This window comes from Acinetobacter sp. FDAARGOS_558 (assembly GCF_003937785.1).
GTDB lineage: Bacteria > Pseudomonadota > Gammaproteobacteria > Pseudomonadales > Moraxellaceae > Acinetobacter > Acinetobacter baumannii.
On record NZ_RKJH01000001.1, the window covers coordinates 3757098 to 3782179 of the forward strand.

Here is a 25082-nt window from a genome sequence, read left to right on the forward strand (position 1 = left end):
CTTTTGATTAAAATCACCGATCTCAACCAGAGATCAGATCAATTATTTTGAGTCAAACTCGTATGCCTAATCCTACAGATTTCCAAAGCAGTGCATTAGCGACATTGCGCATTGAGCAACAAGCCATAGATGTATTAGCAACACAAATTGATGACCGTTTTAATCGTGCTTGTGAAATATTATTACAATGCAAAGGTCGTGTTGTGATCACGGGTATGGGTAAATCTGGACATATTGGCCGAAAAATGGCAGCGACATTTGCTTCGACAGGCACGCCGTCTTTCTTTATGCATCCTGGCGAAGCAGGGCATGGCGATTTAGGAATGCTGGTTCGTGGCGATGTACTTATTGCAATTTCCAACTCGGGAAAAAGCGATGAAATCATGATGTTGATGCCACTCATTAAGCATCTTGGTGTACCTCTTATTACGATTAGTCGTGATGATAAAGGCCCAATGCCGCAAAATGCAGATATTGCTTTAACTCTGGGTGAGTCTGACGAAGCATGCCCTTTAGGTTTAGCGCCTACTTCAAGTACGACAGCGACTTTGGTTTTAGGCGATGCTTTAGCAGTTGCTTTACTTGAAGCTCGTGGTTTTACTGCTGATGACTTTGCTCGTTCGCATCCGGCAGGTGCGTTGGGTAAGCGTTTACTGTTACATGTAAAACATTTAATGCATACAGGCGAAGAGTTACCAAAAGTTTCACCTGATACACCAATGAATCAAGTACTTTACGAGATCTCAAATAAGCGTTTAGGCTTGACAACAATTGTTGATGAACAAGACCATCTACTTGGTATTTTTACAGATGGGGATTTACGTCGTCTCATCGATAAACAGCAAGGGTTTGATGTAAATTTACCTGTGTCTGAAGTGATGACAAAGAAACCGTCAACGATCTCTCAAGAAGCACGAGCTGTAGAAGCTTTACAACAACTTAACCAGAAAAAAATCAGTCAGTTTGTAGTAGTCGATGACCAGAACAAAGTGATTGGTGTAATTAGTATGCATGACCTTATTCAGGCAGGGGTGAATTAATCAATGGCATCGTATGCATTGTTAGAACAAGCACGTCATTTGCAGGCATTGGTTCTGGATGTTGATGGTATTTTAAGTGATGGTTTTGTGACATTAACCAACACGGGCGATGAAATTAAATCATTCGACATTCGTGATGGTTTGGGTATGAAACTTGCGCAACAAGCGGGTATGAAAGTCATCATTATTACTGGACGAAAAAGTAATATCGTTGAAAAACGCATGTCCGATTTAGGCGTCGATCTGGTTTTCCAAGGCCGTGAAGATAAAGGCTCGGCACTACGTGAAGCGTGTGCACAGTTTAATATTCTGCCTTCAGACTGCTTATATATGGGTGATGATTGGCCGGATCTTTCAGCATTTGCCATTGCCGGAATGAGTGTTACTGTTCCAAACGGACATGAAGAAGTGCGCCGTCGTGCGGATTTGGTAACACAGGCGATGGGTGGCCGTGGAGCTGTGCGTGAAGTTTGTGATATGTTGCTGATCGCAAAAGGCATTTACCAAGAACTTCTTGAAAAATATCTTGCAGTACCGCATTAATAACAAGATTACTTAAAAAGGTAGGCTATTCCTGCTCATGGATACCAGAGTTTTATATATTGTTGCTGTAGTGGTTGCTGCTGTGAGTGGTGGTTACTACTACTATAGTGGCAAGGCAAAAAAACTGGACATTGGTTCGGCGAAGAATATGACTTATTCGGCGCAGGGCGTCCATTTGACTCAAACTGATGACAAAGGCAATTTGTATATTCGTGCTGAAGTTCGTCAGCTTGAACAGGATATGCAACAAAAAACGTCAAAGTTGGATCAACTCAATGCCACTATGTATAAATTAGGTAAAGTTGATGCAACATTCTTTGCTAAACAAGCTTATGGATATGATGATAATCAAAAGGTTGTGTTATCGGGTGACGTGGTAGCCACTAAGTTGGCACCGCAAGGAACCATTGAGTTTCAAACCGATGAATTAACTGGTTATCCAAAAACTAGAGACATTGAAACTAATCATCAAGTGACAGTTCAGTCTCCACAAGGCGAGTTTGTGAGCAAAGGACTAAAAGCCAATTTGAATAATGGTCAGTACGAATTTTTTAATATTCGAGGAAAGTATGCACCAAAGTCTTAATTTAAAACGTTCTTCAGCTTTCCTAAAACAAGCTGCGGTAATTACATTCGTTGCTTTATCATCTGCTTCGACTTTTGCTTTGCCGTCTGACCGTAATCAACAAATTTCGTTAGTGGCAGACCGTGCAACTTATAATGAGAAAACCGGTTTGACGACTTATACGGGTAATGTCGTGATTGAGCAGGGCACCATGAAGCTTCAGGCTGACTCAATTGTTGCTACGCTAAACTCTAAACGTGAAATTCAAACGATCACTGCTAAAGGTAGACCGTCTAAGTTTCAGCAACAAATAAGTGCTGATAAAGGTATCGCACGCGGTGAAGGACAAACGATTGTTTATAATGCAGATACAGGCATTATTACCTTGTCTGGCGGTGCATATTTATACCAAGATGGTTCAAGTATTCGCGGTAACACCCTGAAATATAGTATGAATAAGGGTGATGTTGAAGCTCAAGGTTCTTCTTCAAACCGTGTACAAATCATTATTCCACCTTCAAGTTCAAAAAGTTTCCCAGGAGCGCGTGACTAATGCAGCAAGCTCTTCAACAACCGCAAACTTTGTGTATTAAACACTTAGCAAAAAACTATAGTAAGCGTTGGGTTGTCAAAGACGTCTCTTTTAGTATGCAAAGTGGACAGATTGTTGGTTTGCTTGGTCCTAACGGTGCTGGAAAAACCACCAGTTTCTATATGGTAGTTGGACTAGTGCGCATGGATAAAGGTGAGATTCATCTTGATGACTTGGATATGTCAGACCTAGCGATGCATGAACGTGCGCGTAAGGGTATTGGTTATTTACCTCAAGAAGCTTCTATCTTTAGAAAATTGACGATTGCTGAAAATATTATGTCGATCTTAGAGACGCGTAAAGATTTGAATAAACAGCAACGTCAGCAGCGCCTTACTGAGTTATTAAATGACTTTAAAATTAGTCATATTAAAGATTCATTGGGAATGAGTGTATCTGGTGGTGAACGTCGTCGTGCAGAAATTGCACGTGCTTTGGCCGCAGATCCGAAATTTATGCTTTTGGATGAGCCGTTCGCTGGTGTTGACCCAATTTCAGTGGGCGATATTAAAGATATTATCCAGACCTTAAAGGATCGAGGTATTGGTGTCCTCATTACCGATCACAATGTTCGTGAAACTTTAGCAATTTGTGAACGTGCTTATATTGTAAGTGAAGGCTCGGTAATTGCCGAAGGCACACCACAAGAAATTTTAGACAATGAACAGGTACGTAAAGTCTATTTAGGTGATGATTTCACAGTTTAATTAAAGACATTAATCTGTTTGGTTAAAAAGAGGTCAAGGCCTCTTTTTTTAATTTTTAGTATTTTATAAATAAAAACAAATACATATATCAATCATTTAATGAAAAAATAATGTGTGATTTATTCCATCAATTATGCTGCTTTAGGTGAAAAACTATGTAGAATGTAGAAGCTTTTAAACGATAACAAACAAGATCAACAAGATAAGCATGATTGGATATAACCAAAGAAGAGTAAGAGGGATATGTAGAAAGTAGGCTTTCCTGAAAGGGCTTATGCTTTTAAGTACACTACATGTACCTGTCGTGATATACGCTGCTAAGCCAAGTGAGCAATACCACACCCTGAAAGAGAACTTGTCACAACTTTTTGTCCCTAAAAGTAGTGATGACTTTAAAGTTGCCAAAATGCACAAGCTTAGTAATTTTAAGCTAGACCGTTCTATTGTGCAGGAATTTCCTACTGTTCAACTTAATGATAATCGAGCTTCATCTTTTTCTAACTTGCCATCTAGAACGATGACATTGCAAGATGCGGTAAAAATTGCCATTCAGCGTAGCCCCGATATTTCACAATCTATTGCAACTTTAGCAGGTCAAAATTCAGGAGTTGACGTTGCTAAAGCCGGTTACTATCCCCAGCTTTCAGGAGGGATTACGACTGGTGATTTAAGCAGTGGAGAACGAGGTCGGCAGTTATTAACCTTAAGTGCTACTCAAATGCTTTATGACTTCGGTAAAGTCAAATCAGGTGTTGATGTTGAAGAAGCGAAAGTTCAGGTCGAACAAGCCAATGTTTTGGTTAGTGTTGATACTCTAGCTTTGGACGTTGCACAGACCATTGTGAATATTCAGCGTTATCTACAGCTTAATAAAATTGCTGAGCAGCAAATCGCCGGTATTCGACGTATTCAGGAAATTGCTAACCTGCGTGCAAACGCTGGTGTCGCGAGTCAAGCCGACCCAATTCAGGCGCAGTCATACTTACAGGCAGCGCAGTCTGCTTTGATTGCTCAGCAATCATTATTACGTCAATACCAACAGCATTTAAGAACCTTATTAGGTGCAGATGTTAGTCATACCGGATGGATTATTTCCGATGATCTCGTGAAGCAATCTGATCTTTATGGTGAACCTGAGTTTAATACTATTCCAAAAATGATTGCCGCGCAGGCAGGTGTTGAGGTTGCAAAAGCTCAAAAACAACAAACCCGTTTAACCCGATATCCGACCTTGGCTGTGAAAGGTTCGGTAAGTCAGGCGATTAATGGTAAAAACCCGAATAACGACAAAGATGACGGTTTATATAGTTCAGTCATGCTTGAAGCAACCAGTCAGTTTTACCAAGGTGGTGCTACCGCTTCACAAGTAAAAATGGCAAGTTATGCCGAAGAAGCTGCAAAAGCCAAAGTGAATTCGGTGTATATGGATGTTCTGGACCAAATTAGAACAAGTCGCGAACAGATTGAAAATAAACAGCGTCAAATGCAGGTTTTGGCAAGTCGCCAAGCAACAACGGTTCGTACACGTGAGCTCTATCAAGAGCAATACAAGCTCGGTACGCGTTCATTGGTCGATTTATTAAATGCTGAACAAGCTATTCATAGTGCCAACTCAGAACTCGAATCAGCACGTTATGACATTTATAGCAGCATTGTTCAGTACATTGAAGCAACAGGACGTTCCCGCCAAGCCTATGGCTTAAATAATATTTCAATTCAGGGGTTCGAAGTACAACCATGATGACAAAAATAAATTACCAGCCTTGGCTACAGGCGGTCTTAACTATTGCTAAACATTATCGAATAGAGCCTTCAGAAGAAAGAATTCGTTTACAACTTGATTGGAACCAAAATCAGAATTTAGATAACGTCTTGCAGTTAATGACACGTCAAGTCGGTCTGAATCTTCGTAAGGCACCATTTTCCTTAGACTTACTCAACCCATGGCGTTTACCTGTCATGGTGGAGTTTAATGATGGCCAAGTCGGTGTAATCGATAAGGCCGATACACAAGGAAATGTGAGTATCCAGTTCAGTGGAGATCAGGGCCTTTCGCAAAGTTTATCTTTAGACGCCTTAAAAACTACACTTAAAAATGTCTATATTTTGCGTCCTGAAACGTCTATTCCGGATGCACGTATTGACGAATATATCAAACCTTATGAAGCCAACTGGTTTTGGTCAATCGTTTTAAGAGACTGGAAACGCTACGTTGATATTATGTTTGCCTCGCTGATTGCCAATGTGCTGGCACTAGCAACCATTATTTTCTCGATGCAAGTGTATGATCGCGTGGTTCCTTCCCAGTCAATTCCCACTTTATGGGTTTTGGCGGGTGGTGTACTGATTGCCGCTCTTTTTGAGTTTACCTTACGTGTTTCACGAGTATATTTATCCGATATTATTGGTAAACGTGCTGACTTACGTGTGTCGGATCGTGTATTTGGCCATGCCTTAAGAATTAAAAATAAAGATCGCTCGAAATCTACAGGTAGTTTTATTTCCCAGATTCGTGAACTCGAAGGCGTTCGTGAACTGGTCACCTCAACTACAATTAGTGCGATTGCCGATTTTCCGTTCTTTTTCCTATTCTTAGTAATTTTTGCCATTATTGGTGGAAAACTGTTCTGGGTAATGCTACTTGTTGTGCCGCTTATGATCTTGCCAGGTATTTTGGTACAGAAGAAGCTGGCTCAACTGGCACAAGAAGGCATGAGAGAATCTTCAATTCGTAACGCAATTTTGGTAGAAGCGGTACAAGGTATTGAAGACATTAAGCTCTTACGTGCTGAATCACGTTTCCAAAACCAATGGAACCATATGAATGAAGTCTCAGCCGACATTGGTATGAGACAGCGTAAAATTGTGGGTACCTTAATGGCGTGGACCCAAATGGTTCAGGGTTTAACTTATGCCATTGTGGTGTTAGTGGGCTGTTTTGCGGTAATGGACGGTGAAATGACCACAGGTGCGTTAGTTGCATGTTCAATTCTATCTTCGCGTATGTTAGGGCCAATTGCCCAGATTACGGGCGTATTAGGTCGTCTACAACAGGCAAAAGTTGCTAAGCAAAGTTTAGATGAGCTCATGCAACGTCCGATTGATCAGGCCGACCGTTCACATCTGGTACACAAAGCTGTTTTAAATGGCGACTATGAATTAAAAAATATCTTGTTCCAATATGGAGAAGAAGATCCGAGACCAAGTCTTGCGATCCGCCATTTAAAAATTCGTGCCGGAGAAAAAATTGCGATTTTGGGTCGTAATGGTGCTGGTAAGTCGACATTGCTTCAGCTTTTATCCGGTATGCAGGTTCCAACTCAGGGAGCTGTGCATTTAGATGGACTCGATCTTTCTTTAATCGACCCATCAGATGTGCGCCGAGATATGGGGCTACTCAACCAGAATGCACATTTATTCTACGGAACAATCCGTGAAAACCTGACTTTAGGTGCACCGCTTGCAACAGATGAAGACATTCTTCGTGCATTGGTGGTAACAGGTGCTTTATCTTTTGTTCAAGAGAAAAAAGAAGGCTTGGATTACTTGGTTTTAGAAGGAGGCGTTGGTTTCTCTGGTGGTCAGAAACAAGCGTTATTATTGGCTCGTTTATTGATTCGTCAACCGAATATTTTATTGCTTGATGAGCCGACAGCAGCCATTGATGATGTTGCAGAGAAACAATTAATTGATCATCTCAAAGGATGGTTAGCACACCGAACGTTGGTTGTGGCGACCCACCGCCGAGCTGTTCTTGAACTGGTGGACCGTATTATTGTTGTCAATGAAGGCAAAATCGTGATGGATGGACCACGAGATCAGGTACTTAATCAATCTACAGCCCAACAAAAACAAGTGAGCCAAGGGGGCAATTCATGAGCGAACAACAACAAGAACTTACCCGTTCAATGAATGTATCTTATAGTGAACCACCATTACCACGTGCCAGTTTAGTCATCTGGATTGTGGGCATTGGTTTAGTGATTTTCTTTATCTGGGCATGGTTTTTTAAGCTTGAAGAAGTTTCGACCGGTACAGGTAAGGTTATCCCATCATCTAAAGAACAGGTCATCCAGTCTTTAGAGGGCGGTATTTTAACTAAGCTAAATGTACAAGAAGGCGATATTGTCCAAAAAGGGCAAATTCTTGCTCAGCTCGACCCAACCCGTTTTGCTTCAAATGTGGGCGAGTCGAGATCTTTATTAATTGCAGCTCAGGCCACAGCAGCACGTTTACGTGCGGAAGTGAACGGTACACCACTGGTTTTCCCTGAAATAGTTGCACAAGATCCGAAGCTTGTTCATGAAGAGACTGCTTTGTATGAATCACGCAGAGCCGATCTTGAACAAACGCTTTCAGGATTAAGACAGGCTTTACAACTGGTTCAGCAAGAATTGGCCATGACAGAGCCTTTGGTTGCTAAAGGTGCTGCTAGTGAGGTTGAGGTTTTACGCTTACGCCGTGAAGCAAATGATTTGCAAAACAAGATGAACGATGCACGTAACCAATACTACGTTAAAGCACGTGAAGAGTTATCTAAAGCAAATACTGACACGCAAACTCAACAACAAGTGGTCATGGGCCGTAATGACAGTTTACAGCGTGCCGTATTTAAAGCCCCTGTGCGCGGTGTGGTAAAAGAAATCACAGTGACAACGCATGGCGGTGTGATTCCACAAAACGGTAAGTTAATGACCATCGTTCCAATTGATGAACAGTTATTAATTGAAGCCCGTATTTTGCCTCGTGACATTGCGTTCATTCGTCCTGGTCAAGAAGCTTTGGTTAAGATCACGGCCTATGACTACTCAATTTATGGTGGTTTAAAAGGTAAGGTTACGGTTATTTCTCCAGATACCATTCGCGATGAAGTGAAACAGGATCAATTCTATTATCGTGTTTATATCCGAACTGACTCCGATAAGCTTTACAATAAAGAAGGTAAAGCATTCGGTATTACACCGGGTATGGTGGCAACTGTAGATATTCGTACGGGTGAGAAGACTGTACTGGATTACTTACTGAAACCATTTAATAAAGCCAAAGAAGCATTAAGAGAAAGATAAGAAAAAAAGCCCCGAAATTCGGGGCTTTTTTATAGGTTTGCTTCTATTAAATTCACGTTATAATTTGATTTTTATTATGCTTTATTTTATTTATGCCTTTTACGATTGCATCACCCGTTACTTTTGAAGAAGAAATTAAAAAAAGTAGATTTCAGGCGATTGCTGCGCCAGTAGAAAATGAACAACAAGTGAAAGAGTTTTTAGAATTAAATAAAGATATCTCGACCACACATCAATGTTGGGCATGGAAAATTGGACATAACGTTCGCTTTAATGATGATGGCGAACCATCTGGTACAGCGGGACGTCCAATTCTGGCAACTATTGAAGGAAATGACCTGACTAATATTATTGTCATGGTGAACCGCTGGTATGGCGGTATAAAACTGGGAACTGGGGGGCTTGTTCGGGCATATGGTGGTTGTGCCGGACAATCGTTATTGTTAGCTGAACGTATTGAACTGATTGCCAAGAAAACGATTCATTTTTCTTGTCATTTTAATGAATGGGCTATCTTTCAGTATGAGCTGACACAGCAGCAAATTGAATATCAGGAAAGTTATACTGCAACAGGTGTCGATATTGAAGCGAGGCTACAGGTTCACCAAATTGAACCACTCGCTCTAAAAATACGAGATGTGACTCGTGGTCGCGAAGAATTAAAAGTTGAGGAGGAATTGACTGATGACTGATTCTTTACTCAAGTACCGCGAGCAACATAAACACCGTTTAAATTATATGCCATGGCTATATTGGACATTGAAACCCAAACACCGTGTTTGGGCGGAAGAATGGCAAAAAGAATATCAGGCTTATTTAATGGATATGGAAACGGTCGAGATCGGGGAGAACTGTTTTATTTCACCGTTAGCTCATATTTTTGCCGAGCCGGGTCGGAAAATTAAGATTGGTGATAATTGTTTTATTGCGGCAGATTGTAGTTTGCATGGACCGCTTGAGATTGGTAATGAGGTTGCAATTAACCACCACTGTATCTTAGATGGCGGTCGAGCAGGCATAAAACTGCATGATCAAGTTCGTATTGCTGCTTATTGTCATCTCTATGCATTTGATCATGGCATGCAACTCGACCGTCCACTTTACCAACAGCCAGTTCGCTCACAGGGTATCGAAATTGAAAAAGATGTTTGGTTAGGTGCACATGTGGGGGTTAAAGACGGGATTAAAATTGGAAAACATGCTGTAGTTGGCATGAATAGTATGGTGACAAAAGATGTGGAGCCATACCATGTTGTGGGAGGAAACCCAGCAAAATTTATCCGTTTAAGAGAATAATGCAGTCTCAAGAATGTAATAAAATGTTTGATCTTTAAACAAAAAAGTGGATTTTAATACATAAACCTTAACATACGGATTTTTATCTATGTTAAGTTAAAGCTAAGTTATAGAAAAATCTCCAAGGCAAATAGACCTGAAGAAGAGAGGCAAAAATGAACCGTGTTATTGCGTGTATTGACTCATCACCTTGTATTAATGCTATTGCAGATGCAGCGGCTTGGGTTGCGAAAGCAACTGGACGAGAGCTTGTATTATTACAAATTCTAGATTACTACCCGGCAAGTTATCACCTTGGTGAAATTAGTGGCGTAATCGGCTTTGAAAGCAATGCAATGTTGCTTAAAGAGTTAGCTGAATTAGAGCAAAAACAAAGTGAACTCGCTTTAGATTACAGCAATAATTTACTCAGACATATCTCTGACTTAATTAAAGAAAAACACGGAATTACTTGCTCAAAAATTCAGGAAAAAGGGGATTTTCTAGAGCAAAGTTTTAATCTCTTACACGAAAATGATATCGTGATTTTAGGTCGCGTAGGTGAAAGAGCCGCCGAAAAACATAAACCGATTGGTAGCAATGTTGAAAACTTTATCCGTGGTGCAAATTGTACGGTTTTGACCATTGGTGAAAACTTCAAAGTACCGACACGTTTTATTTTTGCTTATGAATACTCTCCGACATGTCAAAAGATGATGCGCCGTATTGCGCAAAGCGACTTATTACGGACTTTACAGTGCCATTTAGTTTATGTCGGTGACCATCCTGAAATATTGAATGAACCAGAGCATTACTTGAAACAAGCGGGGCTAGATGTAGTGACCGTTTATAGATACGGCGATGTGGCGCAAAATATTCTAGAGTACCAACAAGAACATGGTATTCAAATTATTGTGCTCGGCGCATTTAGCCATAGCAAAATACATCAGTTTTTCTTGGGAAGTATTGCAACCACGATTTTCCGTAACGCGACTGTACCATTACTTGTGGCTAAATGATGAGATTTGCATATAGTTATCCGCAAATCTTGTGGATAACTATATGGAAAAGCAGGGGTAATAAAAGTAATTTATTGATTATAAATAATAAAATGAAAAAGATGATTTTTTAACCATTATTTCACAATTGCAATTGCAAAACCATCATGACCTTTTGAGCCAACCGTTTGTAAAGCTGTGCAAGACAAAATTTGCGGATGATTTTCTAGGGCTTTAAAGGTTTCACGAATGCCTTCAATACTTGGTTTTTTGTTTTCAGGATTCAAAATATCACCGGCACGAATGACATTATCTAGCACAATAATAGTGCCAGATTTTGAAAATTTGAGACTGAGTTCTAAATATTCCGGATAGCCCTGTTTATCGGCATCGATAAAGATAAAATCAAAAGGCTCAATCGATTGAGGGTCAATTGCGGAAAGTACATCGGCAGCACGGCCTAATTTAAGCTCAACTTTTACAGGCAGGTTGGCATGATCGATATTCTTTTGAGCCATTTCTGCATGAGTATCACGACCTTCAATGGTAAGCAAATAGCCATCTTCAGGCAGTGCACGTCCTAACCAGATTGTACTGTAGGCAGCAAAGGTCCCAATTTCTAAAACACGCTTGCACTTATTCATCTGAATGAGCATTTGCAAGAACATTCCTTGATTTGGAGCAACTGCAAGATGATTTGAAAAGCCGTGTTCGTCGGTATTTTTTAATGCAAAGTCGAGTCGAGGATCTTCGGGAATTAAATGTGAATCGATATATTCGTCAATGTCTGTCCACATCTGCTGCATAGTCAAATTTACCTGTATATTGATAGGCGTATTTTAAACGTTTATGACTAGAGTGCAAAAATCTTCGATTCAAGAAATTTTGGTTGATTATAGAATGAGCAAATCCCCTTAAACTGAAGCGCATAAGGGGATATATATTTTAGAAATTACACATTGATGTATTGCGGGTTAAGTCAGGTCCCCAAGTACGATAGCCTTGAGTATCAATATGGATTTGTCCTGAACTATATAAACCAATACCTAAATTTAAACTTTGGCCGTGCTGAGCCCAGAACTGACACAATTTAAACTTCGTATTTTCAATAAACGCATAGTCTTGTGGCTGTGGAACTTCTGGCCCAATACGGAAATCGATGGCAGAGTTAAATAAATGCTTAGAAGAACTTGCGCCGCCTGCACATTCATTTAAAGGTAAGTCTCGGTAAACTGAAGTTACCTCAAAGTCGGTTAAAACTTTTGCGGCAATAAGATATTTAAAGACACGTAAGGTCGATAAAGAATTATTCCAAAGTTCACGGTTAGGTACCGCATATTCTGAACGGCCACACTTCTGCCAATCACGAGCGGATCTTAATAATTCAAAACTTGGTACGATACCTGCCACATCATGACGCGCCAGAAATTTTTCATATTCGCGTACACGTTCATAATGATCGCCTGTATTTAACCAAGCGCGATAGGAAGCAGGTTCAACTTTAGGTGGAATTGGACGTTCGATAATAACGCGCTCTTGAGGAATAAAGATGCGCTTACCGCTTGGAGAGGTTTTGCCTGTTGTTGTGTGTTGAGGAGAGCTGGCGCAACCCACCATAATCGCAGGGATTATGCATAGGGGCAGCATGCTCTGCAAAAACTTCCGCATAAGAAAAATCAAAAGCTTATAAATATTGCGCCTATTTTAATGCAAAACAGTGCACAAATTACGAGGAATTTGCAATGAAATGTTTGAATAGGGTATAAAAAAGATCAGCGGTTGCTGATCTTTTTGAAATTATTTTTCTAGATACTGTAACTTATCTGGTTTGCCGTTCCATTCTTCGCGGTCAGCAGGTTGTTCACCAATTTGAGTAATGTTAGGCCACTTTTGAGAAAGTTCAGCATTTAATTCAATAAATACTTCTTGACCTTCTGGTAGCTCATCTTCAGAGAAAATTGCATTTGCAGGGCATTCTGGTTCACACAATGCACAGTCAATACATTCATCCGGATTAATCACTAGGAAATTCGGACCTTCGTAAAAACAGTCTACAGGACAAACTTCTACGCAATCTTGGTATTTACATTTAATACAATTTTCAGTGACAACAAAGGTCATGGCGACAGCTACCTAAAAAATATGGTTTCATTTCGAATAGCTTATTTTAGGCAAAAAAGGGGTAAACAAACAATTGCTTTTATTGATATTGTTTATTTATACATATGAAGATAAGTTAATACATTGATATTCAAAAGAATGTTTCAGCTTAAATAAGAGCTAAATTATAAAATCAGGATAATAATAAGTTTTATAAAACAATAGTTTAAATAATTTTTTTGTCATGAGTTTTAATGTCATTTGGGTCAAGGTATCTGTTTAGGCAGACACCTCAACTACAACATTTACTTTTAAATTTTGCCTCTATGCTGAATTGATATACAAAAAAATCGTCAAGTAATGAGCTTAAAGTGTACAAAGTAAATGGATGTCTTCTGGTTCAAGTTCCCATAATTGACGATCTGGGTGCTTTAATACGTCCGCGCCATGCTTTATATAGAAATCTACTGTACGCTTACTTGGCGTAGCTGAAATATAAAGTTGATTGGCTTCCAATTGCTTGGCCGATTCTTTTGCCGCTTGCATCAGCTTTGCACCAATACCTTTGCCTTGTTGATCGGCATCGACGTAAAAATATTGCAGTAATTTTGCATTGGGATAATCAGTAATAGTCTGATTCGAGACTACACTAATGCCAGCCAACTGTTCAGACGCATCAAAAGCACCGATAAATAAAGCCCCTTGTTCATAGAGTTCTTTTAATTTGGGCGGATCATTTTCTAAATGATAAGCATCCCAATGTTTAACATCATAAAAACAATCTGTTAATTCTAAGTGTTCTTGCTTTTGTAAGTAGAGTTGGGTAATCAGTTCACGACGATTAATCTGTTGCCAAATTAAATCGATCTCTGTGTATTGTAGTGGCCTTAAGAAAATAGAAATTTTATTCTCCTTAAAGTAAGAGCAAACATGCCTATACACATGTTTGCTCAATGAGTGATTATGAATTAAGCGCTGCTTTTAGCTCATAAAGCTGTTCAAGTGCCTGACGAGGAGTCAGGTTGTCTACTTCGATTTGCTTAAGTAAATCAAGGGCAGGTGAAGAGACTTCAACTTCTATCACTTTCTCTATGACTTGAGTGCTTGGGGTAACTTCTGAATCTAAAGTTGCAAACAAATCACTTTGAACACTAGTTTGTAAATGCTGCTGTTGTTGCTTCTCTAAAATACGTAAACGCTTCTGAGCTTCTTTAATCACATTAGCTGGAATACCGGCTAATTTTGCAACTTGTAAACCATGACTTTGGCTCGCTGGTCCTTGTTGGACTTTATGCAATAAAATGAGATTACCATTTAACTCTTGAGCAGTGACATGGTAGTTATCAATACCAGGTTCGCTACCCAACTCTGTTAATTCGAAATAGTGGGTCGCGAACAAGCAAAGACATTTAACGCGTTTGGTTAAATCAACCACACAAGCCCACGCTAAAGAAAGACCATCATAGGTACTGGTTCCGCGACCAACTTCATCCATTAACACGAGCGATTGATTCGTTGCATGGTGCAAGATTTGTGAAGTTTCAGTCATCTCAACCATAAAGGTCGATTTGCCTGTCGATAAGTCGTCGGCTGAACCAATACGGGTAAAAATACGGTCGATTGGGCCAAGTTTGGCAGCTCGTGCCGGGACATAACTACCGCAGTAAGCAAGCAAACTAATTAATGCTGTTTGGCGCATAAAGGTAGACTTACCGCCCATGTTTGGACCGGTAATAATTGCCATACGGTGCTGCACATCAAGGAAAGTATCATTTGGTGTAAATGGCGCTTTACTTAACGCTTCAACTACAGGATGACGGCCACCTTGAATCTTAATACCTGTTTCTGGTGTAAATTCAGGGCGTGCCCAGTTGTTTAAACGCGCTTGATGAGCAAAGTTTGCAATTACATCAATTTGCGCGATTGCTGAGCTCATCATTTGTAGATGAGCAATATTTTCACGAAGGTTTTCAAGTAAAGCTTCAAATAATGCTTTTTCACGAGCTAATGCACGCGACTCACTTGATAAAACTTTATCTTCAAAACTTTTTAGTTCAGGCGTAATGTAGCGCTCGGCATTCTTTAAGGTTTGACGGCGAATATAATCGGCCGGGGCTTGCTCGGCTTGAGCACGAGTCAGCTCAATGTAGTAACCACTCACACGGTTATAACCGATTTTTAAAGTGCTAATACCAGTACGTTCACGCTCTTTTATTTCTAAATCAATGAGGAATTGACCTGCATGATCACGAATTTGGCGTAATTCATCAAGTTCAGCATCATAACCTTCTGCAATTACATTGCCATCACGAAGTAATACAGGCGGATTTTCAACAATTGCAGCCATTAAATGTTGATGAAGCGATTTAAAGTCACCCAATTCCTGATCGAGCTGTCCTAATAACTTAGATTTCTTTGCTTGTACAACAGGTGCTAAAGCATTTCGTAAAAATGGAATTTGCGCGCAAGCATGACGAAGTTGAACTAAATCACGTGGTCGCGCACTACCCAGCGCCACACGACTAAGCACACGTTCAATATCCCCAATTTCTTTAAGTACCAGACGAACAGGGCTTTCATGGTAGCCTTGAATCAATTGCTCAATCGCATCTAAACGTGCGTCAAGTAATGCTGTATCACGAACAGGCTGCATGAGTGTGCGGCTAAGTAAACGTCCACCCATTGCGGTTTGGCAATCGTTCACAAGTTGAAATAAAGAAGTTCCGTGCTCAAACAAAGGTTCAATAATTTCCAAGTTACGGCGCGTGATTGGGTCGAGCGCAATAAAGTCAGTACTTTGTTCTAAAAGAATTGAACGGATATGAGGTAACGCCGTTTTTTGAGTTTCTTTGGCATAGTGAATAAGTGCTGCCGCGGCGGCTTTAGCCAAAGGTAACGGGTCTAGTCCGAAACCAGAGAGTGTTGATACAGAGAACTGGTCACATAAGGTTTTTTGCGCATTGTTTAAATTAAAATCGACATTTGGGCGCTTGGTTACAGGGCAATCTAAATGCTTTTTAATTTGTTCGATAATATTTGGGTCAACCAGATCTTCATCAATCAAAATTTCACTTGGCATGAGGCGAGCCAGTTCGATTGGAAGTTGTTCCGGTTTGTAGTCTTGTTGTTGAACTTTAAAAATACCCGCACTTAAGTCGAGTAAAGCAAAACCGATCTGGTTTTGATGGATACATAGCGCAACAAGGTTAGACGATTGATAACTTGTAAGTAGTGCGTCGTCGGTTAAAGTACCCGGTGTAAGAATACGAACAACTTTGCGTTCAACCGGGCCTTTGCCAGTAACTTCACCGACTTGCTCACAAATAGCTACAGTTCGGCCGGCTTTTACTAAACGCGCCAAATAACCTTCGGCTGAATGGTAGGGAACACCTGCCATTGGAATCGGGTTGCCATTTGCTTTACCCCGATGGGTTAAGGTAATACCTAAAAGTTTGGCTGCTAAATGCGCGTCTTCAAAGAACAATTCATAAAAGTCGCCCATACGATAAAACAGCAACGCATGTTGATAGTCTTTTTTGACTTTGAGATATTGCTGCATCATTGGAGTGTGGTTGGAGAGATCAGCCATGATTTCAGCGCTATTCATGCGTAATAAACCCTTAAAAAACGAAAAATCTACTTTTGGTTTATTAACCAATTTCAAGTCTTTAAAAAATGAATGTAATTCAAGAAAAGTACAACAACTGGATGAACTTTAGAATCAGCATCCCTAGTATAAAGTGACTTCAGACCATTCCAGTGGTGCAATGGTAACAAATTTGAGTTAACGAAAAAAAGTGATCAAGCATTGAAATAGAGGTTGAATGTAGCAAGACATAAAAATAGAGCAATTGGGTCTTTTAAGCCAAGGATTGAAAAATTTAAATATTCAACTCAAAGTTTACTTTTACGCGATCTAAAACAATGAGTGTTCTATAAGTTTTCACGTCTTCATTATCAGCGAAATGTTTTCTAACTAAACTTTCAAAATGAGATAAGTTATTGCTCAGCATGATAATTATAAATGAGACTCCTCCATTCACGAAGTAGCACTGTTGAATTTCTTCAACAGAAGCAAAGTATAGCTTCGCTCTGTCCATAACTATTGAACGATCTTCGCTAAGGCGGACCTCAATAATAGAAGTAATTTTTTCACCAAATTTGAGAGGATTTAAGATAGCGCAATTTTTTAAAATAATTTCCTTTTCTTCCATCCGAGTTATACGCCTTTGTACAGATGCAGCGGATAGACCGATTTTTTCAGAAATTTCTCGATGGGAAGTTTTATTGTCTTTTTGCAGTATTCTTAAGATCGCATAATCAAAATTATCTAAAGAAATCTCTGACATGAGTAAATCTCTCATTAAAGGTTAAATATAGAGTTATTTAATCGTTTTACCGTGAAAAATAGAAGAAATATATTGATTATAGAGAATTAAAATTTCAATCATTCCCCCCAATAGTAAAGATGATGATTGAGACAAACTCCAAACAAGGTATGGCATTTGCAGCCGCATTTTTATCTTTAGTTTCTGTACAGATCGGCGCAGCAATAGCAAAAGTCCTTTTTCCGATTCTTACTGCTGAAGGAGTCACCTTAACTCGACTTGCCTTATCGGCCTGTTTCTTATGGGTAGTCTTTAAACCATGGCGGCAGTGGAATAAACAGACCAATTGGAAAAATCTAATTATTTATGGATCAATCCTCACTTTAATGAATACTTTGGTTTATAAAGCTTTTTCTTACATGTCTGTTGGGATTGCGATTTCTATCGAAGTGTTAGGACCACTTACAGTTGCTATTTTAATGTCTAAAAATAAATTAGATTATTTTTGGGGAGGATTATCTATTATTGGTTTGCTTCTTTTACCTTTGGGCAATACCAATAATAACTTTAGTTTTATTGGCATGACGTATGCTTTATTAGCCGCAGTGGGTTGGGGGCTGTATGTAATTTATGGCTCAAAAGTTGCACAAGGTGGTGGCAGCTCTGTTGCGACTGGAATGTTTATAGCGGCTTTATTTGCAACACCTTTAGGTGCATCTCACATTATCCATATTTTTGATAGTTATAAGATTCTTTTTACATGTTTACTTATGGCGATGCTAGCGAGTGCTATTCCATTTATATTAGATATGATTGCCATGAAAAAACTGCATCCTCGAGTTTTTGGGATTTTACTAAGTGCATCACCCGCAGTGAGCGCTTTGGCTGGATGGCTGATTTTAGATGAACGATTAAATAGTTTTCAGGTTCTAGGCATAACAATTATTATGGCATCGTGTGCAGGTTGCTCTTATTTTTCTTATAAACGTAATAAGGTATAAGCTGAGACTTCTATATTATTAAAAATAAATATTTCTGGTAAACATGAGATAGACCGATCAAAAATATGAGATGGATATCTCATGGCTTCTTTAGTTTTTAGCTCCAATCTCAGAACAACAAAGCTCACAACTTGGTCATTAGCAGCCTAATTAAGCACACATGTGCATTATTTTAAATGGTCCTATTGATGAATCTAAATAATAAAAATATTTAACGCAAAAATTGTAATTCACTAATTTTTCTGCACTTAAAGGCTGTACCTGAGAGTCATAGGCATGTATCGTTAAGACATGATACTTTAAAATTATAGAGTGTTTAAAAAGCAGTATCGTTCAAGTGACCTAATCGGGCTATACCATTAAGGTGGTTAAAACTTGATCTCAAAATAATAAGTACAAATCACAATGGGAGAAATGATTACGTTTTATTGGTAAATATTGAAATGGAGTATCAATGACCAAGCTGGCTGGGGTCCTTTAAAGAAATATTTACGGTTGGTTTATTTATGATAACTTCGTCTTACTTTAAAAAACACAAGAAACATTATCGCTCCCTAAAGGACCAACAGCTTACAATCGCAGCCAAAGCAAATATCTTTATTTGTATTATGTTTTGCTTATTTTGGACTATATATTTTGCATTTGCCCAAATGTGGGTGATTGTTTATATGGATATCTGTTTCACACTAATTTCCATATTTAGCTTTTTTCTTATTTATATAAACCGTATTTCGGCAGGGATACTTTTATCACAAGCGGTTTTGCTGGTGTTTCCAGTCGTTTTTTGCTTATTTTTCGATGTTGCTACGCCTGATCGCCCTCGAGTGGCCCATTTGTTTTTACCTGCCGGAGCGATATTGGGATATTTGAATTACCGTAGAGAGCCAAGCTTCTTACAAATTGTTTTAATTTTACTGTCGATTGGCTGCTTTATATTTTTTAGTGGTAGCTCTTTTACTCTCGATAGTGCCATACCTTTATCAGAAGATATTCGTGATCATGGTGGGTGGATAGCCACTTGTGTCGCTACTCTTATGATTTGTATTTCAATTTATACCATGCAATTAGAAATACAAATAGAAAGCAGTATGGAGCACAATCTACGTTTGGCACTCACTAAGCAACAATTTGAGCTTTTTTATCAGCCCCAAGTTAATTCGTCAGAAAAGCTGATTGGTGCGGAAGCCTTGTTAAGATGGCATCATCCTGTTTTAGGGTATATTCCAACAAAAGAGTTTATTCCGGCAGCAGCAACTTTTGGGTTAATGCCAGAGATCGGAGAGTGGGTACTGGCCCAAGCCTGCAAAGTTTTACAAGAATGGAGTAAAAAAGAAGAGACCAAAGATCTTACGCTTTCAATCAATATTAGTGCTGATCATTTTATGCAATCTAACTTTGAGCACACTGTGATTGGTCTGGTTCAGCGGTATGATATTAATCCATCTCGGCTCATATTAGAAATTACTGAAAATATTGCTTTAAATAATTGTGCGAGCATGATTGAAAAAATGCACTTCTTGTCTAAGCATGGTATTCAGCTTTCACTTGATGACTTTGGTACAGGGTATTCATCGTTAAGCTATTTACAAAAAATGCCCATTAAACAAATTAAAATTGATCGCAGCTTTGTACAGGCAGCTTTAGATGATAAACGCAGCAATAAATTAGTGACGGGTATTATTAAAATTGGCCTAGATTTAAACCTTCGCGTGTTGGTAGAAGGAATAGAAACGGCTGAACAGTTTAGTGCTTTTAAAAGTAATGGTTGTACCGAGTTTCAGGGCTATTTATGGGGCTGTCCAATGTCTTTAAATGAGTTTATCAAGCAATTGCCCATCAAGACCGATAAAGAATAAATTGGAGCACCCACCAGTACTGTTTAGCAGTAGTTTGCTAGATTGAGCCTAATATTAAGACACACTTTACAAACGTATGTAGAGTGCGAGTGTGTTAGGATGAATTTCTATACCTCTAGATATTTACAATATGACGAAACCTGAAGCGCAGTATCAATCAGGGCAATTTCAATTTTCCTTTCTATCATTAAAATATTGGGGTATCTGGTTCACAGCTTTTATTCTAATGTTTCTTGCGTATTTGCCTTGGGCAATCCAGTGGCGCTTAGCAAAACTATTTTCAAAAATTGCTTGGACACTATTGGCTTCTAGAAGAAAAACGACTTTAAGAAATTTAGGTGCGTGTTTTCCGGAAAAAACACCTGAGCAAATTGAGGCCAAGGCTAAGTCGGTTTTTACCGATACGATGATTGGTATATTTGAAGCCTTAAATGCTTGGTATTGTCCTGCATGGTTTAAAAAAAGAGTTCATATAGAAGGCTTGGAACATCTAAATGACAATCGGGATCGGGGCATTCTGCTGTTAGGTACGCATAGCACATTACTCGATGCCGGAGGTGCTGCATGTACGTTATTTTTTGATATGGATGTGGTGTATAGACCTCAAAATAATCCTTTTATGGATTTCCTCATTCATCGTAGTCGCGCTAGGGTTTATAAAAATCAGATTGCAAAAGACAACATGCGTAGCTTAATTGAAAAACTCAAAAATGGTCATGCAATCTGGTATAGCCCTGATCAGGACTTTGGTTTAAAGCAAGGTGTCATGGCTTCATTCTTTGGAATACAAGCAGCAACAGTCACGGCACACCGAAGACTCATGGATATTTCAAACGCTGTTGCAATACCTTTATATTTTTACAGAAGTGGGGATATTCGAGATCCTCAATACAATGTACTGGTAGAACCTAAACTTGAAAATTTTCCTAGCGAATGCGAAGTGAATGATGCCGAACGCGTCAATAAAATTATTGAAAACCAGATTCGGATCGCCCCAACACAATACATGTGGTTTCATAGAAGGTTTAAAACTCGTCCTGCTGGTGAAGCGAAGTTTTACTGATTTTGTTATGCCTTTTTATACAGTCAACTGAGAGATTTAAAGGCCTTTAAACCGAGACTTTATAAATCCCAAATGAACAATAAATTTTAATTATTTATCTTTACTTTTTAATGATCTATTTTAAAACAAATGTCATTTTGTGTGCTTGACTGTAATAGGGCAGAGCACTATCCTTTGCCTGCTGGCCACATTGCCAGTCGGTTTTAGCAGGCCGTATTTACCCAAAGCACACGAAAAAGTCTCTCTTTTTTGTGGGCATCCCTACGTGCCCCCTCTGCGGCGGAACGGGAGGGGGACATCTTCGGATGTGCTGATTTTTGGGTAAATCAGTCTGCTAACCCCTTTTCGTTTCGCCACCATAATCATTTAGCAGTGATGTGGCGAAACTTCTTTCTTACCCAAAGGAGTTCGCACATGCGTACTATTTCTTATTTATTGGCTTTTGCCAAATTCTCTTTATTTATACCGCCGGAACAGTCTTTAAAACGGCTCTAGGTTTTCTACACCTTAAGAATCGTCACGACTAAAAAATCATATCAACAACAAAACTCGAGATAGGCGAGCACACCACTTGTGCGGCTTTTGCATGCCTGTATTTAGCACTCATTTTAAGAGTGACGGCATTTCTATCTCTTTACATACAACAAGAATTTATAACGGTAAAACTATGCCAAATTTAGAAACCTCTTCTAAAAAATTACACATTATTCGTACCGCTATTCGTTTGTTTACCACACATGGATTTCATACAACAGGCGTAGACCTGATCGTCAAAGAATCAGAAATACCGAAAGCCACCTTGTATAACTACTTTCACTCAAAAGAACGACTTATTGAAATGTGTATAGCTTTCCAAAAAAGCCTACTTAAAGAAGAAGTGCTTGCGATTATCTATTCAAGCCGTTATTGCACGCCAACCGATAAGCTCAAGGAAATAGTAGTTTTACATGTTAACTCTAACAGTCTGTATCACTTGCTACTTAAAGCTTTTTTTGAAATTAAGGTGGCTTACCAGCAGGCTTACCGTATGGCAATTGAGTATAGAAAATGGCTGACTCGTGAAATTTTTGAACTGATTTTTAGCTTAGAAATACGTGCGTTAAAACCCGATGCCAACATGGTTTTAAACTTAATAGATGGCTTGATGTTTGAGTTTTTAAGTACAAAGAGTTTGGATGAAAGGGATGTGATGGTGGAGTATTTTTTTAAGCCAACTTGTTTGAGGTAAATGAGTTATTTAAATAAAAGGATGTATGGTTTGCTTGATTTTTATTAGATGAGCAGACCATATACACCATGCGATGAGGTGAGCTCATTACTTGGGTTAGATTAAATAATTCTATCTAATATACTGTTTATATTATAAAAATTAATATTTTTGACTTTGTAGCGATAATATTGCTATTTTATTTTTACGCTAATCGTAAATAGATTACGTATATCATAATTAAAATGGAATTAATTTAAAGCGAGTCATGGAGAAAGGAATACCATGAAAGAAATTGTATTAAGTGATTTGATCAATCAGCAGAAAGTTGGACCTTATCAAAAGTTTATTTTGGTTACCTGCTTATTACTAATGATTATGGATGGGTATGACATTCAGTCCATGGCTTACGCAGCCCCACTGATTATAGAAGAATGGGGTGTTCAAAAATCGATGTTGGGAGTTGTGTTTAGTGCAAGTTTGTTTGGTTTGTTTGTTGGATCATTTTTATTAAGTTCACTTTCTGATCGTTTTGGTCGCCGTCCGGTACTACTGATCTCGACCTTTATATTTTCCATATTGATGCTGTTAACACCACATGTAGGTAATATTGAGCAATTAACCGTAATCCGCTTTGTTACAGGAATTTTTTTAGGCGGTATCATGCCAAATGTGATGGCTTATAGCTCCGAAATTGTTCCATATAAATCTCGTATTTTTACCATGATGGTCATTTCTTGTGGCTATACGGTAGGGGCAATGTTGGGGGGCGGAATATCAGCCTTACTAGTTCCTTGGGGAGGATGGCAGGCGATTTTTTATTTTGGCGGTATTATCCCTTTAATTATTTTCTTTATCACATTCTTTAAGTTGCCAGAATCTTTATATTTTTTAAGTGAAAATAGCAAAAATAGCTCCAAAATTTTGTTTTGGTTAAAGAAGTTTTATCCAGCATTAACATTCAATGCAGAGATAAAAATCATCAATAATACTGAGGTTCAGGTTAAAAAGTCACCGCTTGAGTTATTTAAAAATCAGCGTGCGTTTTTTACCTATTCCATCTGGATCATCAGTATTTTAAATATGATCAGTTTATATTTTCTGGCAAATTGGCTACCGACTTTGGCCAAAGAGTTCGGGCTTTCATTAAATCAGGCATTGTTGATCGGCTCCACTCTACAATTAGGCGGTACGATTGGTAGTGTGGTGATGGGTCTTAAAATTGATAAGACAGGATTTTATAAAGTATTAATTCCTGTTTTTTTGGTTGCAGTAATTAGTGTTGCTTTAATTGGCTATTCTGTTAGTCATATCGTTTTATTGTTTATTATCATTTTTATTGCCGGCTTTGCCATTGTTGGTGGGCAACCTGCCATTAATGCTTTGTCGGCCAGTTATTACCCAGTTTCACTTCGTACTACAGGGGTGGGCTGGAGTATTGGAATTGCTCGTTTGGGTTCTGTCATTGGGCCGTTATTTGGCGGTTATCTCTCTCAATTTTTGGTCATTACCCATTTATTTGTGATTGCTGCCATACCTTCGCTATTCGTCATTATCATGCTGATGATTCAGGCCAAGTATCGGTCATAATACGGTCTAAATATAGAATTTACATAGTGCACATATAGACCGTAATTATGATCGGTGAGTAGCTAAAGAGAGTTGGTCCCAAGCTATTCATGGATTATTTAACTCGATACCATGTTTGGTTTCGGCCAATTGCAGAAATACCAATGTAGCCGCGAGCGGTAAGTTTTTCCCCATCTGGTGATACGGTTACGCTAAAGCGATAAGTCTTGTCTGACTGAGGATCGAGAATAGATCCTTTGTCATATTTATTTTGACCTACGTTTTTTAAATTTTTGACAATGGTTAAACCAATTAAAGATTTATTTTTATAAGTCCCTTCACACATCGTACATTTATTGGCTTCACTTGGAACAAGGATTTTTTCAATATTTGCGGATAGAACTCCATTTTTGTCTTGGCTAAATCTTACCAGCGCTCTCGGTTGATTGGTGGCATCATCAATAGTTTTCCAAACACTGCCATGTAGTTTGTCCGAAGCAAATGAATGAATTGAGTAAAAACTCAGTAAAAGTAAGAATAAATATTTTTTCATATCAAATGTTTCTCTAATTAAATATGGATGGCTTTAACTGCCAAAATGATTCATTTTAAATTTAACTTCACAGTCTTCTTAGTATTGCTCTATAAGCTAAACAATATGTAAAGTTATAATCTATTTGTTTGGATATTATTTTGAATACATTACTTATGCAATTGCGAGAATGGACAGAATTCTTCGGTTTTTAGAGATTTTTATTTCTCCATGCTTTTTACACACTTCTTCAATGCTCTATACACAAAGAAGTGAATAATGAGATTTATAAATTTTTAAGTTTAAAAGCTGTTTATGACACGTCCTCAATTGAACCTCAAAAAGAAAATAGGCTTAGTTTTATTAAGATTTGTAGCCTTGCATTGGATTTCGTTTCCTATTCTTCCTTTTCTAGATATTCCTTATAAAGCAGCCGTGATCACAGGACTGATGGTACTAGGAGATTTTCTATTTTTAATTGCAATTGCTCTATTAAGTAAGGAATATTGGGCTAAGATCAAACAATGGTTTTCTAAAGTATTTAGAAAAGTAAAACCCGAAGAAAATTAATTTATAGTGAAGGGAAATAAAAAAATATTAACTACTTTTTAAACTAAATAAATTACGTTTAATTCATCTT

24 protein-coding genes are annotated in these 25082 nt (G+C 38.6%); 17 read left to right on the forward strand and 7 right to left on the reverse strand.

Going from position 1 to position 25082, the window contains the following annotated elements:
• The first annotated feature begins 62 nt into the window (after window positions 1–62).
• The 11 genes from EGT34_RS18160 to EGT34_RS18210 all read left to right on the forward strand — a co-directional run bounded on the left by EGT34_RS18160 (window position 63) and on the right by EGT34_RS18210 (window position 10807).
• Window positions 63–1040, forward strand: a complete 978-nt coding sequence (locus tag EGT34_RS18160) for a KpsF/GutQ family sugar-phosphate isomerase (protein WP_001133556.1) — start codon at window positions 63–65, stop codon at window positions 1038–1040.
• Window positions 1041–1043: 3 nt separating this feature from the next.
• Window positions 1044–1583: a KdsC family phosphatase gene (locus tag EGT34_RS18165; RefSeq protein WP_000179337.1), complete on the forward strand. Its 540-nt coding sequence runs from the start codon at window positions 1044–1046 to the stop codon at window positions 1581–1583.
• 37 nt (window positions 1584–1620) lie between these two features.
• Window positions 1621–2169: an LPS export ABC transporter periplasmic protein LptC gene (gene lptC / locus EGT34_RS18170; protein ID WP_000381220.1), complete on the forward strand. Its 549-nt coding sequence runs from the start codon at window positions 1621–1623 to the stop codon at window positions 2167–2169.
• Window positions 2153–2701, forward strand: coding sequence for a lipopolysaccharide transport periplasmic protein LptA (gene lptA / locus EGT34_RS18175; protein ID WP_000554244.1), 549 nt, complete (start codon window positions 2153–2155; stop codon window positions 2699–2701). Before lptC ends, lptA begins: the two co-directional genes overlap by 17 nt.
• Entirely contained in the window at window positions 2701–3447 is a 747-nt protein-coding gene (gene lptB, locus EGT34_RS18180; protein ID WP_001183458.1) for an LPS export ABC transporter ATP-binding protein, read from the forward strand. Before lptA ends, lptB begins: the two co-directional genes overlap by 1 nt.
• Window positions 3448–3721: 274 nt before the next feature.
• Window positions 3722–5188 carry a TolC family protein gene (locus EGT34_RS18185; protein WP_000927323.1) on the forward strand — a complete coding sequence of 489 codons (1467 nt, stop codon included), beginning with the start codon at window positions 3722–3724 and terminating at the stop codon, window positions 5186–5188.
• Complete coding sequence (locus tag EGT34_RS18190) at window positions 5185–7326, forward strand: type I secretion system permease/ATPase (protein WP_000988402.1); 2142 nt, start codon at window positions 5185–5187, stop codon at window positions 7324–7326. Before EGT34_RS18185 ends, EGT34_RS18190 begins: the two co-directional genes overlap by 4 nt.
• Window positions 7323–8513: an HlyD family type I secretion periplasmic adaptor subunit gene (locus tag EGT34_RS18195; RefSeq protein ID WP_000003555.1), complete on the forward strand. Its 1191-nt coding sequence runs from the start codon at window positions 7323–7325 to the stop codon at window positions 8511–8513. The genes EGT34_RS18190 and EGT34_RS18195 overlap by 4 nt, the downstream gene beginning before the upstream one ends.
• A gap of 92 nt (window positions 8514–8605) precedes the next feature.
• Window positions 8606–9205: an IMPACT family protein gene (locus tag EGT34_RS18200; RefSeq protein WP_001116932.1), complete on the forward strand. Its 600-nt coding sequence runs from the start codon at window positions 8606–8608 to the stop codon at window positions 9203–9205.
• Window positions 9198–9809: a chloramphenicol acetyltransferase CAT gene (locus tag EGT34_RS18205; protein ID WP_000132358.1), complete on the forward strand. Its 612-nt coding sequence runs from the start codon at window positions 9198–9200 to the stop codon at window positions 9807–9809. Before EGT34_RS18200 ends, EGT34_RS18205 begins: the two co-directional genes overlap by 8 nt.
• Before the next feature lie 155 nt (window positions 9810–9964).
• Window positions 9965–10807, forward strand: coding sequence for a universal stress protein (locus tag EGT34_RS18210; RefSeq protein WP_001082436.1), 843 nt, complete (start codon window positions 9965–9967; stop codon window positions 10805–10807).
• Window positions 10808–10923: 116 nt separating this feature from the next.
• Here the strand turns inward: EGT34_RS18210 and EGT34_RS18215 are convergent, their stop codons facing one another.
• The 6 genes from EGT34_RS18215 to EGT34_RS18240 all read right to left on the reverse strand — a co-directional run bounded on the left by EGT34_RS18215 (window position 10924) and on the right by EGT34_RS18240 (window position 17235).
• Window positions 10924–11592 (reverse strand): O-methyltransferase, encoded by a 669-nt coding sequence (locus tag EGT34_RS18215; RefSeq protein ID WP_001186837.1) that lies wholly within the window; start codon window positions 11590–11592, stop codon window positions 10924–10926.
• Window positions 11593–11731: 139 nt separating this feature from the next.
• Window positions 11732–12454 carry a D-Ala-D-Ala carboxypeptidase family metallohydrolase gene (locus EGT34_RS18220; RefSeq protein WP_001986294.1) on the reverse strand — a complete coding sequence of 241 codons (723 nt, stop codon included), beginning with the start codon at window positions 12452–12454 and terminating at the stop codon, window positions 11732–11734.
• Window positions 12455–12583: 129 nt separating this feature from the next.
• Window positions 12584–12907, reverse strand: coding sequence for a ferredoxin FdxA (fdxA, locus tag EGT34_RS18225; protein WP_000144889.1), 324 nt, complete (start codon window positions 12905–12907; stop codon window positions 12584–12586).
• A gap of 345 nt (window positions 12908–13252) precedes the next feature.
• Window positions 13253–13783 (reverse strand): GNAT family N-acetyltransferase, encoded by a 531-nt coding sequence (locus tag EGT34_RS18230; RefSeq protein WP_086241995.1) that lies wholly within the window; start codon window positions 13781–13783, stop codon window positions 13253–13255.
• A gap of 64 nt (window positions 13784–13847) precedes the next feature.
• A complete protein-coding gene (mutS, locus tag EGT34_RS18235) occupies window positions 13848–16493 on the reverse strand; it encodes a DNA mismatch repair protein MutS (protein ID WP_001083263.1) in 2646 nt (881 codons plus the stop codon).
• Between the two features lie 274 nt (window positions 16494–16767).
• A complete protein-coding gene (locus EGT34_RS18240; RefSeq protein ID WP_001290072.1) occupies window positions 16768–17235 on the reverse strand; it encodes an Lrp/AsnC family transcriptional regulator in 468 nt (155 codons plus the stop codon).
• Between the two features lie 119 nt (window positions 17236–17354).
• Here EGT34_RS18240 and EGT34_RS18245 point away from each other — a divergent pair, with 119 nt between their 5' ends.
• The 5 genes from EGT34_RS18245 (at window position 17355) to EGT34_RS18270 (ending at window position 23931) form a co-directional block, all read left to right on the forward strand.
• Window positions 17355–18215, forward strand: a complete 861-nt coding sequence (locus tag EGT34_RS18245; RefSeq protein ID WP_000972449.1) for an EamA family transporter — start codon at window positions 17355–17357, stop codon at window positions 18213–18215.
• 506 nt (window positions 18216–18721) lie between these two features.
• Window positions 18722–20071 carry an EAL domain-containing protein gene (locus EGT34_RS18250; RefSeq protein ID WP_073392632.1) on the forward strand — a complete coding sequence of 450 codons (1350 nt, stop codon included), beginning with the start codon at window positions 18722–18724 and terminating at the stop codon, window positions 20069–20071.
• 130 nt (window positions 20072–20201) lie between these two features.
• On the forward strand, window positions 20202–21134 hold the full coding sequence (locus tag EGT34_RS18255) for a lauroyl acyltransferase (RefSeq protein WP_000165396.1): 933 nt from the start codon (window positions 20202–20204) through the stop codon (window positions 21132–21134).
• Between the two features lie 667 nt (window positions 21135–21801).
• Entirely contained in the window at window positions 21802–22362 is a 561-nt protein-coding gene (locus EGT34_RS18265) for a TetR/AcrR family transcriptional regulator (RefSeq protein WP_153906015.1), read from the forward strand.
• A 264-nt stretch (window positions 22363–22626) separates the two neighbouring features.
• Window positions 22627–23931, forward strand: coding sequence for an MFS transporter (locus EGT34_RS18270; protein WP_000659384.1), 1305 nt, complete (start codon window positions 22627–22629; stop codon window positions 23929–23931).
• Between the two features lie 94 nt (window positions 23932–24025).
• On the opposite strand, the gene EGT34_RS18275 is transcribed toward EGT34_RS18270, so the two are convergent.
• Complete coding sequence (locus EGT34_RS18275; protein WP_000760331.1) at window positions 24026–24463, reverse strand: DUF2147 domain-containing protein; 438 nt, start codon at window positions 24461–24463, stop codon at window positions 24026–24028.
• A gap of 294 nt (window positions 24464–24757) precedes the next feature.
• Here EGT34_RS18275 and EGT34_RS18280 point away from each other — a divergent pair, with 294 nt between their 5' ends.
• A complete protein-coding gene (locus EGT34_RS18280) occupies window positions 24758–25012 on the forward strand; it encodes a transporter suffix domain-containing protein (RefSeq protein WP_000197928.1) in 255 nt (84 codons plus the stop codon).
• Window positions 25013–25082 lie beyond the last annotated feature (70 nt).